At 71.4% G+C, this 14,252-nt stretch carries 13 protein-coding genes; 11 read left to right on the plus strand and 2 right to left on the minus strand.

Annotated elements, in window-relative coordinates:
* Positions 1 to 11 precede the first annotated feature (11 nt).
* From pdxS to ACGFS9_RS06325, 11 genes are all read left to right on the plus strand, one after another.
* Entirely contained in the window at positions 12 to 935 is a 924-nt protein-coding gene (gene pdxS / locus ACGFS9_RS06275; protein ID WP_393251136.1) for a pyridoxal 5'-phosphate synthase lyase subunit PdxS, read from the plus strand.
* Between the two features lie 5 nt (positions 936 to 940).
* Positions 941 to 1,543: a pyridoxal 5'-phosphate synthase glutaminase subunit PdxT gene (pdxT, locus tag ACGFS9_RS06280; RefSeq protein ID WP_393251137.1), complete on the plus strand. Its 603-nt coding sequence runs from the start codon at positions 941 to 943 to the stop codon at positions 1,541 to 1,543.
* A 78-nt stretch (positions 1,544 to 1,621) separates the two neighbouring features.
* Positions 1,622 to 2,374: a YebC/PmpR family DNA-binding transcriptional regulator gene (locus ACGFS9_RS06285; RefSeq protein WP_393251138.1), complete on the plus strand. Its 753-nt coding sequence runs from the start codon at positions 1,622 to 1,624 to the stop codon at positions 2,372 to 2,374.
* A 109-nt stretch (positions 2,375 to 2,483) separates the two neighbouring features.
* A complete protein-coding gene (gene ruvC / locus ACGFS9_RS06290) occupies positions 2,484 to 3,077 on the plus strand; it encodes a crossover junction endodeoxyribonuclease RuvC (RefSeq protein ID WP_393251139.1) in 594 nt (197 codons plus the stop codon).
* Positions 3,074 to 3,685, plus strand: a complete 612-nt coding sequence (ruvA, locus tag ACGFS9_RS06295) for a Holliday junction branch migration protein RuvA (RefSeq protein ID WP_393251140.1) — start codon at positions 3,074 to 3,076, stop codon at positions 3,683 to 3,685. Before ruvC ends, ruvA begins: the two co-directional genes overlap by 4 nt.
* 89 nt (positions 3,686 to 3,774) lie before the next feature.
* Entirely contained in the window at positions 3,775 to 4,842 is a 1,068-nt protein-coding gene (ruvB, locus tag ACGFS9_RS06300; protein ID WP_393251141.1) for a Holliday junction branch migration DNA helicase RuvB, read from the plus strand.
* Positions 4,843 to 5,006: 164 nt separating this feature from the next.
* The gene (gene yajC, locus ACGFS9_RS06305) at positions 5,007 to 5,537 is read left to right on the plus strand and encodes a preprotein translocase subunit YajC (protein WP_393251142.1); all 531 of its coding nucleotides are present in this window, start codon (positions 5,007 to 5,009) and stop codon (positions 5,535 to 5,537) included.
* Between the two features lie 138 nt (positions 5,538 to 5,675).
* The gene (gene secD / locus ACGFS9_RS06310; RefSeq protein WP_393251143.1) at positions 5,676 to 7,454 is read left to right on the plus strand and encodes a protein translocase subunit SecD; all 1,779 of its coding nucleotides are present in this window, start codon (positions 5,676 to 5,678) and stop codon (positions 7,452 to 7,454) included.
* A 1-nt stretch (position 7,455) separates the two neighbouring features.
* Complete coding sequence (gene secF, locus ACGFS9_RS06315; protein WP_393251144.1) at positions 7,456 to 8,574, plus strand: protein translocase subunit SecF; 1,119 nt, start codon at positions 7,456 to 7,458, stop codon at positions 8,572 to 8,574.
* Positions 8,571 to 9,110 (plus strand): adenine phosphoribosyltransferase, encoded by a 540-nt coding sequence (locus ACGFS9_RS06320; protein WP_393251145.1) that lies wholly within the window; start codon positions 8,571 to 8,573, stop codon positions 9,108 to 9,110. Before secF ends, ACGFS9_RS06320 begins: the two co-directional genes overlap by 4 nt.
* A 227-nt stretch (positions 9,111 to 9,337) precedes the next feature.
* Entirely contained in the window at positions 9,338 to 11,902 is a 2,565-nt protein-coding gene (locus tag ACGFS9_RS06325; protein ID WP_393251146.1) for a RelA/SpoT family protein, read from the plus strand.
* A gap of 90 nt (positions 11,903 to 11,992) precedes the next feature.
* Here the strand turns inward: ACGFS9_RS06325 and ACGFS9_RS06330 are convergent, their stop codons facing one another.
* Both ACGFS9_RS06330 and ACGFS9_RS06335 read right to left on the minus strand, forming a co-directional pair.
* Positions 11,993 to 13,222, minus strand: a complete 1,230-nt coding sequence (locus ACGFS9_RS06330; RefSeq protein ID WP_393251147.1) for a DUF349 domain-containing protein — start codon at positions 13,220 to 13,222, stop codon at positions 11,993 to 11,995.
* Positions 13,223 to 13,357: 135 nt separating this feature from the next.
* Positions 13,358 to 14,203: a peptidylprolyl isomerase gene (locus ACGFS9_RS06335; RefSeq protein ID WP_393251148.1), complete on the minus strand. Its 846-nt coding sequence runs from the start codon at positions 14,201 to 14,203 to the stop codon at positions 13,358 to 13,360.
* Between the last annotated feature and the right edge of the window lie 49 nt (positions 14,204 to 14,252).

Here is a 14,252-nt window from a genome sequence, read left to right on the forward strand (position 1 = left end):
CGAGGTCACCCGTGTCCAGCACGCTCCCCCAGTCCGCCGCCCCGTCCGAGAACACCGCGATCGGCACCGCCCGCGTCAAGCGCGGCATGGCCGAGCAGCTCAAGGGCGGCGTGATCATGGACGTGGTCAACGCCGAGCAGGCGAAGATCGCCGAGGACGCCGGCGCCGTGGCCGTCATGGCCCTGGAGCGGGTCCCCGCCGACATCCGCAAGGACGGCGGCGTGGCCCGGATGTCGGACCCGAACATGATCGAGGAGATCATCGACGCGGTCTCCATCCCGGTGATGGCCAAGTCCCGCATCGGCCACTTCGTCGAGGCCCAGGTCCTTCAGTCCCTCGGCGTCGACTACATCGACGAGTCCGAGGTCCTCACCCCGGCCGACGAGGTCAACCACTCCGACAAGTGGGCCTTCACGACCCCCTTCGTCTGCGGTGCCACCAACCTCGGCGAGGCCCTGCGCCGCATCGCCGAGGGCGCGGCCATGATCCGCTCCAAGGGCGAGGCCGGCACCGGCAACGTCGTCGAGGCCGTCCGCCACCTGCGCCAGATCAAGAACGAGATCGCCCGGCTGCGCGGCTTCGACAACAACGAGCTCTACGCCGCCGCCAAGGAGCTGCGGGCCCCGTACGAGATCGTCAAGGAGGTCGCCGAACTCGGCAAGCTCCCCGTGGTGCTGTTCTCCGCCGGTGGCGTCGCCACCCCCGCCGACGCCGCGCTCATGCGCCAGCTCGGCGCGGAGGGCGTCTTCGTCGGCTCCGGCATCTTCAAGTCCGGCGACCCGGCCAAGCGCGCCGCGGCCATCGTGAAGGCCACCACCTTCTTCGACGACCCGAAGATCGTCGCGGACGCCTCCCGCAACCTGGGCGAGGCCATGGTCGGCATCAACTGCGACACCCTCCCCGAGACCGAGCGCTACGCCAACCGCGGCTGGTAGTCCCCATGAACACTCCTGTCATCGGCGTCCTGGCCCTCCAGGGCGACGTCAGGGAGCACCTGGTCGCCCTGGCCTCGGCGGACGCCGTGGCCAGGCCGGTGCGGCGCCCCGACGAACTCGCCGAGGTGGACGGCCTGGTCATCCCCGGCGGCGAGTCCACCACCATCTCCAAGCTGGCCGTCCTCTTCGGGGTGATGGAGCCGCTCCGCGCGCGCGTGCGGGACGGTCTGCCCGTCTACGGCACCTGCGCCGGCATGATCATGCTCGCCGACAAGATCCTCGACCCGCGCTCGGGCCAGGAGACCGTCGGCGGGATCGACATGATCGTGCGCCGCAACGCGTTCGGGCGCCAGAACGAGTCCTTCGAGGCCGCCGTCGACGTCCGGGGCGTCGCGGGCGATCCCGTGGAGGGCGTCTTCATCCGGGCCCCCTGGGTGGAGTCCGTGGGGGCCGAGGCGGAGGTGCTGGCCGAGCACGAGGGCCACATCGTGGCGGTCCGCCAGGGCAACGCGCTCGCCACGTCGTTCCACCCCGAGCTGACCGGCGACCACCGCGTGCACGGCCTGTTCGTCGACATGGTGCGCGCGAACCGGACAGCGGCGTCCTAGTAGGATCTGGGGGTCCCCTCGGGCTCCGCGAGCCCGGGGGAGCTCGTCCAGGTTGGGTAACGCGAAGGAGACAGGCAGATGTCCGGCCACTCTAAATGGGCTACGACGAAGCACAAGAAGGCCGTGATCGACGCCAAGCGCGGCAAGCTCTTCGCGAAGATGATCAAGAACATCGAGGTCGCGGCACGTACCGGCGGCGCCGACCCGGCCGGCAACCCGACGCTGTTCGACGCCATCCAGAAGGCCAAGAAGAGCTCGGTCCCGAACAAGAACATCGACTCGGCGGTCAAGCGCGGAGCCGGTCTCGAAGCCGGCGGCGCCGACTACGAGACGATCATGTACGAGGGCTACGGCCCGAACGGTGTCGCGGTCCTCATCGAGTGCCTCACCGACAACCGCAACCGCGCCGCCTCGGACGTCCGGGTCGCGATGACCCGCAACGGCGGGAACATGGCCGACCCGGGCTCGGTCTCGTACCTCTTCAACCGCAAGGGCGTCGTCATCGTCCCCAAGGGCGAGCTGACCGAGGACGACGTGCTGGGCGCCGTCCTCGACGCGGGCGCCGAGGAGGTCAACGACCTCGGCGAGACCTTCGAGGTCCTCTCCGAGGCCACCGACCTGGTCGCGGTGCGCACCGCGCTCCAGGACGCCGGGATCGACTACGACTCGGCGGACGCCAACTTCGTCCCGACCATGCAGGTCGAGCTCGACGAGGACGGCGCGCGGAAGATCTTCAAGCTGATCGACGCCCTGGAGGACAGCGACGACGTGCAGAACGTCTTCGCCAACTTCGACGTCAGCGACGAGGTCATGGAGAAGGTCGACGCCTGACGGCGGGCACCGGCAGAGCGACGGGCCGACGGGACACACCCGTCGGCCCGTCGCTTTGTCGGTGCCACCCGATAGCCTGCACGAACAGGCGAACCGAGGAGGAGCCGGCGTGCGGGTGCTGGGGGTGGACCCGGGGTTGACCCGGTGCGGTGTCGGGGTGGTCGAGGGAGTCGCGGGCCGGCCCCTGACGCTGTGCGGCGTCGGCGTCGTGCGCACCCCGGCGGACGCGGAGCTGGGCCTGCGCCTGGTCGCCGTGGAGCAGGGCATCGAGGGCTGGCTGGACGAGTACCGCCCCGAATACGTCGCCGTGGAGCGCGTGTTCAGCCAGCACAACGTCCGTACGGTCATGGGCACCGCCCAGGCCAGCGCCGTCGCGATGCTCTGCGCGGCCCGGCGCGGCATCCCGGTCGCCCTGCACACGCCGAGCGAGGTCAAGGCCGCCGTCACCGGCAGCGGACGCGCCGACAAGGCGCAGGTGGGCGCCATGGTCACCCGGCTGCTCCGCCTCGACGCGCCCCCCAGGCCCGCCGACGCCGCCGACGCCCTCGCGCTCGCCATCTGCCACATCTGGCGCGGCCCCGCCAAGAACCGCCTCCAGCAGGCCGCCGGCACCGACGGCCACCGGGCCACCGCGCAGAACCGACTGCAGCAGGCGGTCGCGGCGCACGCCGCACGCCACGCCACGAAAGGCCGTACCGCATGATCGCCTTCGTCAGCGGCCCGGTCGCCGCGCTCGCCCCCGACTCCGCCGTGGTCGAGGTCGGCGGCATCGGCATCGCCGTCCAGTGCTCGCCCAACACCCTGTCCGGACTGCGTATGGGCCAGGCGGCCAAGCTCGCCACCTCGCTCGTGGTCCGCGAGGACTCCCTGACGCTCTACGGCTTCGCCGACGACGACGAGCGGCAGGTCTTCGAGCTGCTCCAGACGGCGAGCGGAGTCGGCCCGCGGCTGGCCCAGGCCATGCTCGCCGTGCACAGCCCCGACGCCCTGCGGCGCGCCGTCTCCACCGGCGACGAGAAGGCGCTCGTCGCCGTCCCCGGCATCGGCAAGAAGGGCGCGCAGAAGCTGCTCCTGGAGCTGAAGGACCGCCTCGGCGAACCGCTGGGACCCGGCGGACCGGCCATCGGCACGGCCGTCGCCGCGGGCTGGCGGGAGCAGCTGCACGCCGCGCTGATCGGCCTCGGGTACGCGACCCGCGAGGCCGACGAGGCGGTCTCCGCCGTCGCCCCGCAGGCCGAGGCCGCCGACGGCACCCCGCAGGTGGGCCAGCTCCTGCGCAGTGCCCTGCAGACCCTGAACCGGGCCCGCTGAGCCGCTCGCCCCCGCCCGCCCGCGGGGGCGACCGCAGCCCTGCGGACCGCAGACCGCCCCACCACCCACGAGACCGCGAGGCACCACCGATGAACTGGGACGACACGACCGACGAGGCCGCCGAGCGGCTGGTGGGACCCGTCGCCGACCGTGAGGACCAGGCCGTCGAGGCGGCCCTGCGACCCAAGGACCTGGACGAGTTCATCGGGCAGGAGAAGGTCCGCGAACAGCTCGACCTGGTGCTGCGGGCCGCACGCGCGCGCGGCGCCACCGCCGACCACGTCCTGCTGTCCGGGGCGCCCGGCCTCGGCAAGACCACCCTCTCGATGATCATCGCGGCCGAGATGGGCGCTCCCATCCGCATCACCAGCGGCCCCGCCATCCAGCACGCCGGCGACCTCGCCGCGATCCTCTCCTCCCTCCAGGAGGGCGAGGTGCTGTTCCTGGACGAGATCCACCGCATGTCCCGGCCCGCCGAGGAGATGCTCTACATGGCGATGGAGGACTTCCGCGTCGACGTCGTCGTCGGCAAGGGCCCCGGCGCCACCGCCATCCCGCTGGAGCTGCCGCCGTTCACCCTGGTGGGGGCCACCACCCGCGCGGGACTGCTGCCGCCGCCGCTGCGCGACCGCTTCGGCTTCACCGCCCACATGGAGTTCTACGGGCCCGCCGAGCTGGAGCGCGTCATCCACCGCTCCGCCGGTCTCCTGGACGTCGAGATCGGCACCGAGGGCGCCGCCGAGATCGCCGGCCGCTCCCGCGGCACGCCCCGGATCGCCAACCGCCTGCTGCGTCGCGTGCGCGACTACGCGCAGGTCAAGGCCGACGGGACCATCACCCGGGAGATCGCGGCCGCGGCCCTGAAGGTGTACGAGGTGGACGACCGGGGCCTCGACCGGCTCGACCGCGGCGTCCTGGAGGCGCTCCTCAAGCTGTTCGGCGGCGGCCCGGTCGGCCTGTCCACGCTCGCTGTCGCGGTGGGGGAGGAGCGTGAGACGGTGGAGGAGGTCGCCGAGCCCTTCCTGGTCCGGGAGGGACTCCTCGCCCGTACTCCCCGTGGCCGGGTGGCGACCCCTGCGGCGTGGGCGCATCTCGGCCTCGCGCCACCCCGGTCGTCGGCAGGCGGAAACGGACAACAGGACCTGTTCGGGGCGTGACGGCGCGCACTGGCGCCGGGGCAGGAACCCCGGTGCCGCGCCGAGCGTTGTTCCCTGAGCGCGGACTCGCTTAGACTCCGCCGATGCCGCCCTTGCCGACGGCATGCACACCCCCATCCAGCAGGCCGCTCACCACGTGCGGTCGAAGAAGGAAGTTCCGACCCGTGAGTCTCGTGACCCTCCTCCCGTTCATCGTGCTCATCGGGGCCATGTTCCTGATGACCCGGTCGGCCAAGAAGAAGCAGCAGCAGGCGGCGTCCATGCGCGACGAGATGCAGCCCGGCTCCGGCGTGCGCACGATCGGCGGTATGTACGCCACCGTCAAGGAGGTCAACGAGGAGACCGTCCTCCTCGACGCGGCCCCGGGTGTGGACCTGCTCTTCGCGAAGAACGCGATCGGCGCCGTCCTCTCGGACGACGAGTACAACCGCATCGTGCACGGCATCGAGCACGACCTGAAGGCCGACGGCAGCTACGTGCCGGACGACGCCTCCTCCCTCACCGAGACCGACGAGCCCGCCGCCGACGCCGCTTCCGACGCCTCCGACGACAAGCCCCTCGACCTCGGCAAGAAGGACGCGCCGGCCGCGCCCGCCGCGCCCGCCGACGAGGCCGCCGAGGCGAAGGCCGACCCGGCCTCCGACGTCGAGGCGAGCGAGCCGAAGAAGACCGACGGCGAGGCCGACGCGAAGTAGCCACGACCCGGGAGCGGGGCGCGAACCGTCCGCCCCGCGCCTCCCGGGACGTGCTGTTCTCGCACGGAGTCCCGACACCATGGCATGGCCGCCCCCGCCCCGACCGGCGCCGGGCGGCCCGAGAGGGAGTACGAGAAGGTGGCAGCACCGAAGAAGGGCCGGAGCGCCAAGGCCCAGAGCAGGCCTGGGCGCGCGCTGGTCCTGATCCTGATCGCCATCGCGGCGCTCACCGGGGGAATGTTCGCCTCCGGACAGACCACCCCGCGTCTCGGCATCGACCTCGCCGGCGGCACGAGCATCACGCTCACGGCGAAGAACGAGCCCGGTCAGCCCAACGCGATCAACAAGACCAACATGGACACCGCGGTCGACATCATGAACCGCCGTGTCAACGGTCTCGGTGTGTCCGAGGCCGAGGTGCAGACCCAGGGCCGCGACAACATCATCGTCAACATCCCCAAGGGCACGAACTCCAAGCAGGCCCGCGAGCAGGTCGGCACCACGGCCAAGCTCTACTTCCGCCCCGTGCTGACCACCGAGATCTCCGGTGCCGACGCCTCGGCCAGCCCCACGCCCAGCGCCTCCGGCGGCTCCAAGGCCACCGGCAAGGCCACGGACAAGGCGACCGACAAGGCGACCTCGTCGGCCTCGCCCTCGTCGTCCGCGACGCCGTCGGCCACGGCCACCTCCCAGGGCCGCGTGGTCAGCGACGCCCTGAAGGCCGGCTCCAGCCCCTCGGCCGGCAGCTCCGCGAGCTCCTCCGCCTCCTCCGGCGCCACGCCCGCCCCGAGCGGCAGCGCGGACCCCGCCACCGCCAAGCTCCAGGCCCAGTACGCGGCCCTCGACTGCACGAACAAGGCCGACCGGGCCAAGGCCGGCGACGGCGCCAAGCCCTCGGACCCGACCGTCGCGTGCGGCCAGAACTCCTCCGGCCAGTGGCAGAAGTACGTGCTCGGCCCGGCGGAGGTCGCGGGTACCGACATCAAGAAGGCCGGCGCGGTCTTCGACACGCAGAGCGCCGCGGGCTGGAAGGTCACCATGGACTTCACGTCCGGTGGCTCCAAGAAGTTCGCCGCCATCACCGGCAAGCTCGCGCAGAACCAGCCCCCGCAGAACCAGTTCGCCATCGTCCTCGACGGTGAGGTCGTCTCCGACCCCTCGGTCGCCCAGTCGCTCAGCGGCAGCGCCGAGATCTCCGGCAGCTTCACCCAGACCGAGGCCCAGGACCTGGCCAACATGCTGAAGTACGGCGCGCTGCCGCTCAGCTTCAAGGAGTCCAGCGTCACCACCGTCACCGCGGCCCTCGGCGGCGAGCAGCTGCACGCCGGTCTGATCGCGGGCGCCATCGGACTCGCCCTGGTCGTCCTCTACCTGGTGGTCTACTACCGGGGCCTGTCGCTCATCGCCATCGCCTCCCTGATGGTCTCCGCCGTCCTCACCTACGTGCTGATGTCGCTGCTCGGCCCGGCCATCGGCTTCGCGCTGAACCTGCCGGCGGTCTGCGGTGCGATCGTCGCGATCGGCATCACGGCGGACTCGTTCATCGTGTTCTTCGAACGCATCCGGGACGAGATCCGGGAGGGCCGCTCGCTGCGGCCCGCCGTCGAGCGCGCCTGGCCGCGGGCCCGGCGCACCATCCTGGTCTCCGACTTCGTGTCGTTCCTCGCCGCCGCGGTGCTCTTCATCGTGACCGTGGGCAAGGTCCAGGGCTTCGCGTTCACCCTCGGTCTGACCACCCTGCTGGACGTCGTCGTCGTCTTCCTGTTCACGAAGCCGCTCATGACGATCCTGGCCCGCAAGAAGTTCTTCGCGAGCGGCCACCCCTGGTCCGGCCTCGACCCGAAGCGACTGGGCGCCAAGCCGCCGCTGCGCCGCACCCGTCGCGCGTCCGCCCCCGTCGACACGAAGGAGGCGTGAGATGTCGAAACTCGGCACCCTCGGCGCCCGGCTCCACCGCGGCGAGATCGGCTACGACTTCGTCGGCAAGCGCAAGATCTGGTACGGCATCTCGATCCTCATCACCATCACGGCCATCCTCGGCCTGACGGTGCGCGGCCTGAACATGGGCATCGAGTTCCAGGGCGGCGCCGTCTTCACCACGGACCGCACCAGCGTCACGGTCAGCCAGGCGGAGACGTTCGCGGAAGACGCCTCCGGGCACGACGCGGTCGTCCAGAAGCTGGGCAACGGCGGCCTGCGCGTCCAGATCGCCGGCATCGACACCGACACGTCGGACGCGATCAAGGACAAGCTCGCCCAGGACCTCGGCGTCGACGCCGAGAAGATCAACGCGGACCTGGTCGGCCCCAGCTGGGGCGACCAGATCGCCAACAAGGCCTGGGAGGGCCTGGCGATCTTCATGGTGCTCGTGGTGATCTACCTCGCCATCGCGTTCGAGTGGCGCATGGCCATCGCCGCCCTGGTGGCCCTGATCCACGACATCACCATCACGGTCGGCATCTACGCCCTCGTCGGCTTCGAGGTCACGCCGGGCACCGTGATCGGTCTGCTCACGATCCTCGGTTACTCGCTCTACGACACGGTCGTCGTCTTCGACAGCCTCAAGGAGCAGACGAAGGACATCACCAAGCAGACCCGCTGGACCTACAGCGACGTCGCCGACCGCTCGATCAACAGCACCCTGGTGCGGTCCATCAACACCACGGTGGTCGCGCTGCTGCCGGTCGCCGGCCTGCTGTTCATCGGCGGCGGCGTGCTCGGCGCCGGCATGCTCAACGACATCTCCCTGTCGCTGTTCGTCGGCCTCGCGGCCGGAGCGTACTCGTCGATCTTCATCGCCACCCCGCTCGTCGCCGACCTCAAGGAGCGCGAGCCGCAGATGAAGGCGCTGCGCAAGCGCGTGCTCGCCAAGCGGGCGCAGGCCGCGGCCAAGGGCGAAGCGCCGGAACCGCAGAGCGCCGAGACCTCCTACGACGACCAGGACCCCGAGGACGCCGCACCGGCGGTCGTCGGCCCCCGCAACCAGCCCGCGTCCCGCTCGCGCGGCCGCGGCCGTCCGTCGGGCAAGCGCCGATGACCGGGATCGAGGAGCTGCTCGCCAGCCGCATCCGCGACGTGGCGGACTACCCGGAGCCCGGGGTGATGTTCAAGGACATCACCCCGCTCCTGGCCGACCCGGCCGCGTTCGGCGCCCTGACCGACGCGCTCGCGGACGTCGCCGTCCGCACCGGTGCCACCAAGATCGTCGGTCTGGAGGCGCGCGGGTTCATCCTCGGGGCCCCGGTCGCGGTCCGCGCCGGACTGGGCTTCATCCCGGTGCGCAAGGCGGGCAAGCTCCCCGGAGCGACCCTGGCGCAGGCCTACGACCTGGAGTACGGCTCCGCCGAGATCGAGGTGCACGCCGAGGACCTGCGCACGGGCGACCGCGTCCTGGTCGTCGACGACGTCCTGGCCACCGGCGGCACCGCCGAGGCATCGCTCCGGCTCATCCGCCGGGCGGGCGCCGAGACCGCGGGCGTCGCCGTGCTGATGGAACTGGGCTTCCTGGGCGGCCGCGGCCGCCTGGAGCCGGCTCTGGCGGGAGCGCCGCTGGAGGCGCTGCTCACGATCTGAGCGCCCTTCGCGGGCCCCCGGAGGAAGGCTCCGGGGGCCCGCGGAGCGGCCCGGGACACCCGCAGGACAACGCCCAAGGCGGGCTTCGGAGGAATCCGGAGCCCGCCTTGGGCGTTGTCGTCCACGAGGTGGTCCCGACGGCCGGCCGAGAGGCCGCCGCCCGGGATCGCTACCATGGGGTCTCCGGAGCCTGACCGGGGGACCCGGATCGCGCACGAGGAGCCCTCTTGCCAGACGAGGCCCAGCCAGTCGCCCCCAGTGCGGAACGCCTGGGAGGAACCGCCTCCACCAAGCCCGAGCCCGCCTCGGGCCCGGCGGAGCAGCCCGCCGAGAACGCCGCGAGCGGGCCGGTGGAGCACGCCCAGGCCGCACCGGACGACACGGCGGCCGAGCAGCCGCGCCCCAAGCCGGCACCCCCCGAGCGCCCCGGCAGCGCCCCCGCGGTCCGCCCCGCCCCCGGCCAGCTCGCCCGCTCCGGAGGCTCCTCCAACCGCGTCCGCGCCCGGCTGGCCCGCCTCGGCGTCCAGCGCTCCAACCCGTACAACCCGGTCTTGGAGCCGCTGCTGCGGATCGTGCGCAGCAACGACCCCAAGATCGAGACGGGCACGCTGCGCCAGATCGAGAAGGCCTACCAGGTCGCCGAGCGCTGGCACCGCGGCCAGAAGCGCAAGAGCGGCGACCCGTACATCACGCACCCGCTCGCCGTCACCACCATCCTCGCCGAACTGGGCATGGACCCGGCCACCCTGATGGCCGGACTGCTGCACGACACGGTCGAGGACACCGAGTACGGCCTGGACACCCTCAAGCGGGACTTCGGCGACCAGGTCGCCCTGCTCGTCGACGGCGTCACCAAGCTCGACAAGGTCAAGTTCGGCGAGGCCGCCCAGGCGGAGACCGTGCGGAAGATGGTCGTCGCGATGGCCAAGGACCCCCGCGTCCTGGTCATCAAGCTCGCCGACCGCCTGCACAACATGCGCACCATGCGCTACCTCAAGCGCGAGAAGCAGGAGAAGAAGGCGCGCGAGACCCTGGAGATCTACGCGCCGCTCGCCCACCGCCTGGGCATGAACACCATCAAGTGGGAGCTGGAGGACCTCGCCTTCGCGATCCTCTACCCCAAGATGTACGACGAGATCGTGCGGCTGGTCGCCGAGCGCGCCCCCAAGCGCGACGAGTACCTCGCCATAGTGACCGACGAGGTCCAGTCCGACCTGCGCGCGGCGCGGATCAAGGCGACCGTGACCGGCCGCCCGAAGCACTACTACAGCGTCTACCAGAAGATGATCGTCCGCGGCCGGGACTTCGCGGAGATCTACGACCTGGTCGGCATCCGCGTGCTCGTGGACACCGTCCGCGACTGCTACGCGGCCCTCGGCACCGTCCACGCGCGATGGAACCCGGTCCCCGGCCGGTTCAAGGACTACATCGCGATGCCGAAGTTCAACATGTACCAGTCGCTCCACACGACGGTCATTGGCCCGAACGGCAAGCCCGTCGAGCTGCAGATCCGCACCTTCGACATGCACCGCCGTGCCGAGTACGGCATCGCCGCGCACTGGAAGTACAAGCAGGAGACCGTCGCCGGGTCCTCCAAGATCCGTACCGACGTGCCCCGGGCCGCCAAGGGCAGCGCGGGCCAGGACACCGTCAACGACATGGCCTGGCTGCGCCAGCTGCTGGACTGGCAGAAGGAGACCGAGGACCCGGGCGAGTTCCTGGAGTCCCTGCGCTTCGACCTCTCGCGCAACGAGGTCTTCGTGTTCACCCCCAAGGGCGACGTCATAGCGCTTCCGGCGGGCGCCACCCCGGTGGACTTCGCGTACGCCGTGCACACGGAGGTCGGCCACCGGACCATAGGAGCACGGGTCAACGGCCGCCTGGTGCCGCTGGAGTCGACCCTGGACAACGGCGACCTCGTGGAGGTCTTCACCTCCAAGGCCGCCGGCGCCGGCCCGTCGCGCGACTGGCTCGGGTTCGTGAAGTCGCCGCGCGCCCGGAACAAGATCCGCGCGTGGTTCTCCAAGGAGCGCCGCGACGAGGCGATCGAGCACGGCAAGGACGCCATCGCCCGCGCGATGCGCAAGCAGAACCTGCCGATCCAGCGCATCCTCACCGGCGACTCCCTCGTGACCCTCGCGCACGAGATGCGCTACCCCGACATCTCGTCGCTGTACGCGGCGATCGGCGAGGGCCACGTCACCGCGCAGAGCGTCGTGCAGAAACTGGTCCAGGCGCTCGGTGGCGAGGAGGCGGCCAGCGAGGAGATCGACGAGTCCGTACCGCCCGCCCGGGGCCGCGGCCGCAAGCGGCGCAGCAACAACGATCCCGGCGTGGTCGTCAAGGGCGTCGACGACGTGTGGGTCAAGCTCGCCCGGTGCTGCACCCCGGTGCCCGGCGACCCGATCATCGGCTTCGTCACCCGCGGCAGCGGCGTGTCGGTGCACCGCAGCGACTGCGTGAACGTCGACTCGCTCTCCCGCGAGCCCGAGCGCATCCTCGAGGTCGAGTGGGCGCCCACCCAGTCCTCGGTGTTCCTCGTGGCCATACAGGTCGAGGCGCTGGACCGCTCGCGGCTCCTGTCGGACGTCACCCGGGTCCTGTCCGACCAGCACGTCAACATCCTGTCCGCCGCGGTCCAGACCTCGCGCGACCGGGTGGCCACCTCCCGCTTCACCTTCGAGATGGGCGACCCCAAGCACCTCGGCCACGTGCTGAAGGCGGTACGGGGCGTGGAGGGCGTGTACGACGTGTACCGGGTGACCTCGGCCCGCCGCCCCTCGGACGCCTGATCGGCGCGTGCCGCCGGCCCGGCCGGCGGCACGCAAAAAGGGGCTCCCGTACGGGAGCCCCTTTCCGCGTCGGCCGGGAGGCCGGTGGGATCAGCCGCCGAACTCGTGGAGGCCCTTCAGCGCCTGGTCCAGCAGCGCCTGACGGCCGTCGAGCTCCTTCTGGAGCTTGTCGGCCTTCGCGGTGTTGCCGGCCGAGCGCGCCGCCTCGATCTGGCCCTGGAGCTTGTCCACGGCGGCCTGGAGCTGGCCGGTCAGACCCTCGGCACGGGCACGCGCCTCCGGGTTGGTCCGGCGCCACTCGCTCTCCTCGGACTCCTGCAGAGCCCGCTCCACCGCGTGCATGCGGCCCTCGACCTTCGGACGGGCGTCGCGCGGCACGTGGCCGATGGCCTCCCAGCGCTCGTTGATCGAGCGGAAGGCGGCGCGGGCCGACTTCAGGTCCTGGACCGGGACGAGCTTCTCGGCCTCCTCGGCCAGCTCCTCCTTGAGCTTCAGGTTCTCCGCCTGCTCCGCGTCCCGCTCGGCGAAGACCGAACCGCGCGCGGCGAAGAACACGTCCTGGGCGCCGCGGAAGCGGTTCCACAGGTCGTCCTCGTGCTCGCGCTGGGCACGGCCCGCGGCCTTCCAGTCCGCCATCAGCTCGCGGTAGCGGGCCGCCGTCGGCCCCCAGTCCGTCGATGCCGACAGCGACTCGGCCTCGGCGACCAGCCTCTCCTTGGTCTTGCGGGCCTCCTCGCGCTGGGCGTCCAGCGAGGCGAAGTGGGCCTTGCGCCGCTTGGAGAACGCCGAGCGCGCGTGCGAGAAGCGGTGCCACAGCTCGTCGTCCGACTTGCGGTCGAGCCGGGGCAGCCCCTTCCACGTGTCCACCAGGGCCCGCAGCCGCTCGCCGGCCGCCCGCCACTGGTCGCTCTGCGCCAGCTCCTCGGCCTCGGCGACCAGCGCCTCCTTGGCGTGCCGCGCCTCGTCGGACTGCTTGGCCCGCTGGGCCTTGCGCTCCTCACGGCGCGCCTCGACCGTCTCGACGAGCTTGTCCAGCCGCACCTTCAGCGCGTCCAGGTCGCCCACCGCGTGGTGGGCCACCACCTGCTCACGGATGTGATCGATGGCGGTCTGGGCGTCCTTCGCCGACAGGTCGGTGGTCTTCACTCGCTTCTCGAGGAGGCCGATCTCGACAACCAGGCCCTCGTACTTGCGCTCGAAGTAGGCCAGCGCCTCGTCCGGCGAGCCTGCCTGCCAGGAACCGACGACCTGCTCGCCGTCGGCCGTACGCACGTACACGGTCCCCGTCTCGTCGACGCGTCCCCACGGGTCGCTGCTCACAGCGCCTCCTCCACATGATGCCTGCGAGGGGCTTCAGCGCCCCCGGGCATCGTCCACAGTTTCGTCACGGCCAACATAGGCGACCGGCGGGGCGGCTGTCCGCATCCCGCGCGACCGAAATTGCGCAGGCGGCGGTCAGGACCGGGTGACCGTCGCCTTGTCGACGACCACGGTCGCGTTCGGCGCGGTGTTGCCCGTCTGGGGGTCGGCCGGCTGGGCGCCCGCCGCCGCGATCTTCTTGAGCACCTTCATGCCCGCGTCCGAGACCGTACCGAACGGTGTGTAGTCGGGCGGCAGCTGGCTGTCCTGGTAGACGAGGAAGAACTGGCTGCCGCCGGTGTTCCGCCCCTGCTGCGTCTGCGCGTTGTACTGGTTGGCCATGGCGACGGTGCCCGCCGGGTACACGTTGCCCTTCAGGCTCTTGTCCTTGAGGTTCTCGTCCGGGATCGTGTAGCCCGGTCCGCCGGCGCCGGTGCCCTTGGGGTCGCCGCACTGCAGCACGTAGATGCCGTCGGTGGTGAGCCGGTGGCACTTGGTGTGGTCGAAGTAGCCCTTGGCGGCGAGGAACGAGAACGAGTTGACGGTGTGCGGGGCCGCCGACGCCTTGAGGGCGATGTCTATGTCGCCGCAGGTCGTCGCCATCTTCATCGTGTAGTCCGCGGACTTGTCGATGGTGACCGCCGGCTCCTTCTTCCAGCTGAGCGGCTTGACCTTGCCGGCCGCCGGCTTGGCGCACGGGTCGGGCGCCTTGCTCGGGGTGGCGCTCGGCGTCACCTCGGCGCCGGCGTTGGCCTTCTTGCCGTCGTCCTCGAACACCCCGGTCGCGTACGACAGCACCCCGCCCGCGACGAGCACGCCGACGACCGACGCGATCACCGCGTTGCGTGTACGGGTCCTGCGGCGCGCGGCCGTGCGGCGCTGCTGCTGTCGCAAGAACTTCTCCCGGGCGAGCTGACGCCGCCGCTGCTCCTGGCTGACCACCGGGTTTCTCCTCGTGCGTCTCGTACGTCGATGGGACGCGTGCGTCTTG

The organism is Streptomyces sp. NPDC048566 (assembly GCF_043199735.1).
Lineage (GTDB): Bacteria > Actinomycetota > Actinomycetes > Streptomycetales > Streptomycetaceae > Streptomyces.

Coding starts and splice junctions, on each gene's coding strand:
- ACGFS9_RS06285 (WP_393251138.1), top strand. CDS start 1,622: ATGTCCGGCCACTCTAAATGGGCTACGACGAAGCACAAGAAGGCCGTG.
- ruvB (WP_393251141.1), top strand. CDS start 3,775: ATGAACTGGGACGACACGACCGACGAGGCCGCCGAGCGGCTGGTGGGA.
- pdxT (WP_393251137.1), top strand. CDS start 941: ATGAACACTCCTGTCATCGGCGTCCTGGCCCTCCAGGGCGACGTCAGG.
- secF (WP_393251144.1), top strand. CDS start 7,456: ATGTCGAAACTCGGCACCCTCGGCGCCCGGCTCCACCGCGGCGAGATC.
- ruvA (WP_393251140.1), top strand. CDS start 3,074: ATGATCGCCTTCGTCAGCGGCCCGGTCGCCGCGCTCGCCCCCGACTCC.
- ACGFS9_RS06320 (WP_393251145.1), top strand. CDS start 8,571: ATGACCGGGATCGAGGAGCTGCTCGCCAGCCGCATCCGCGACGTGGCG.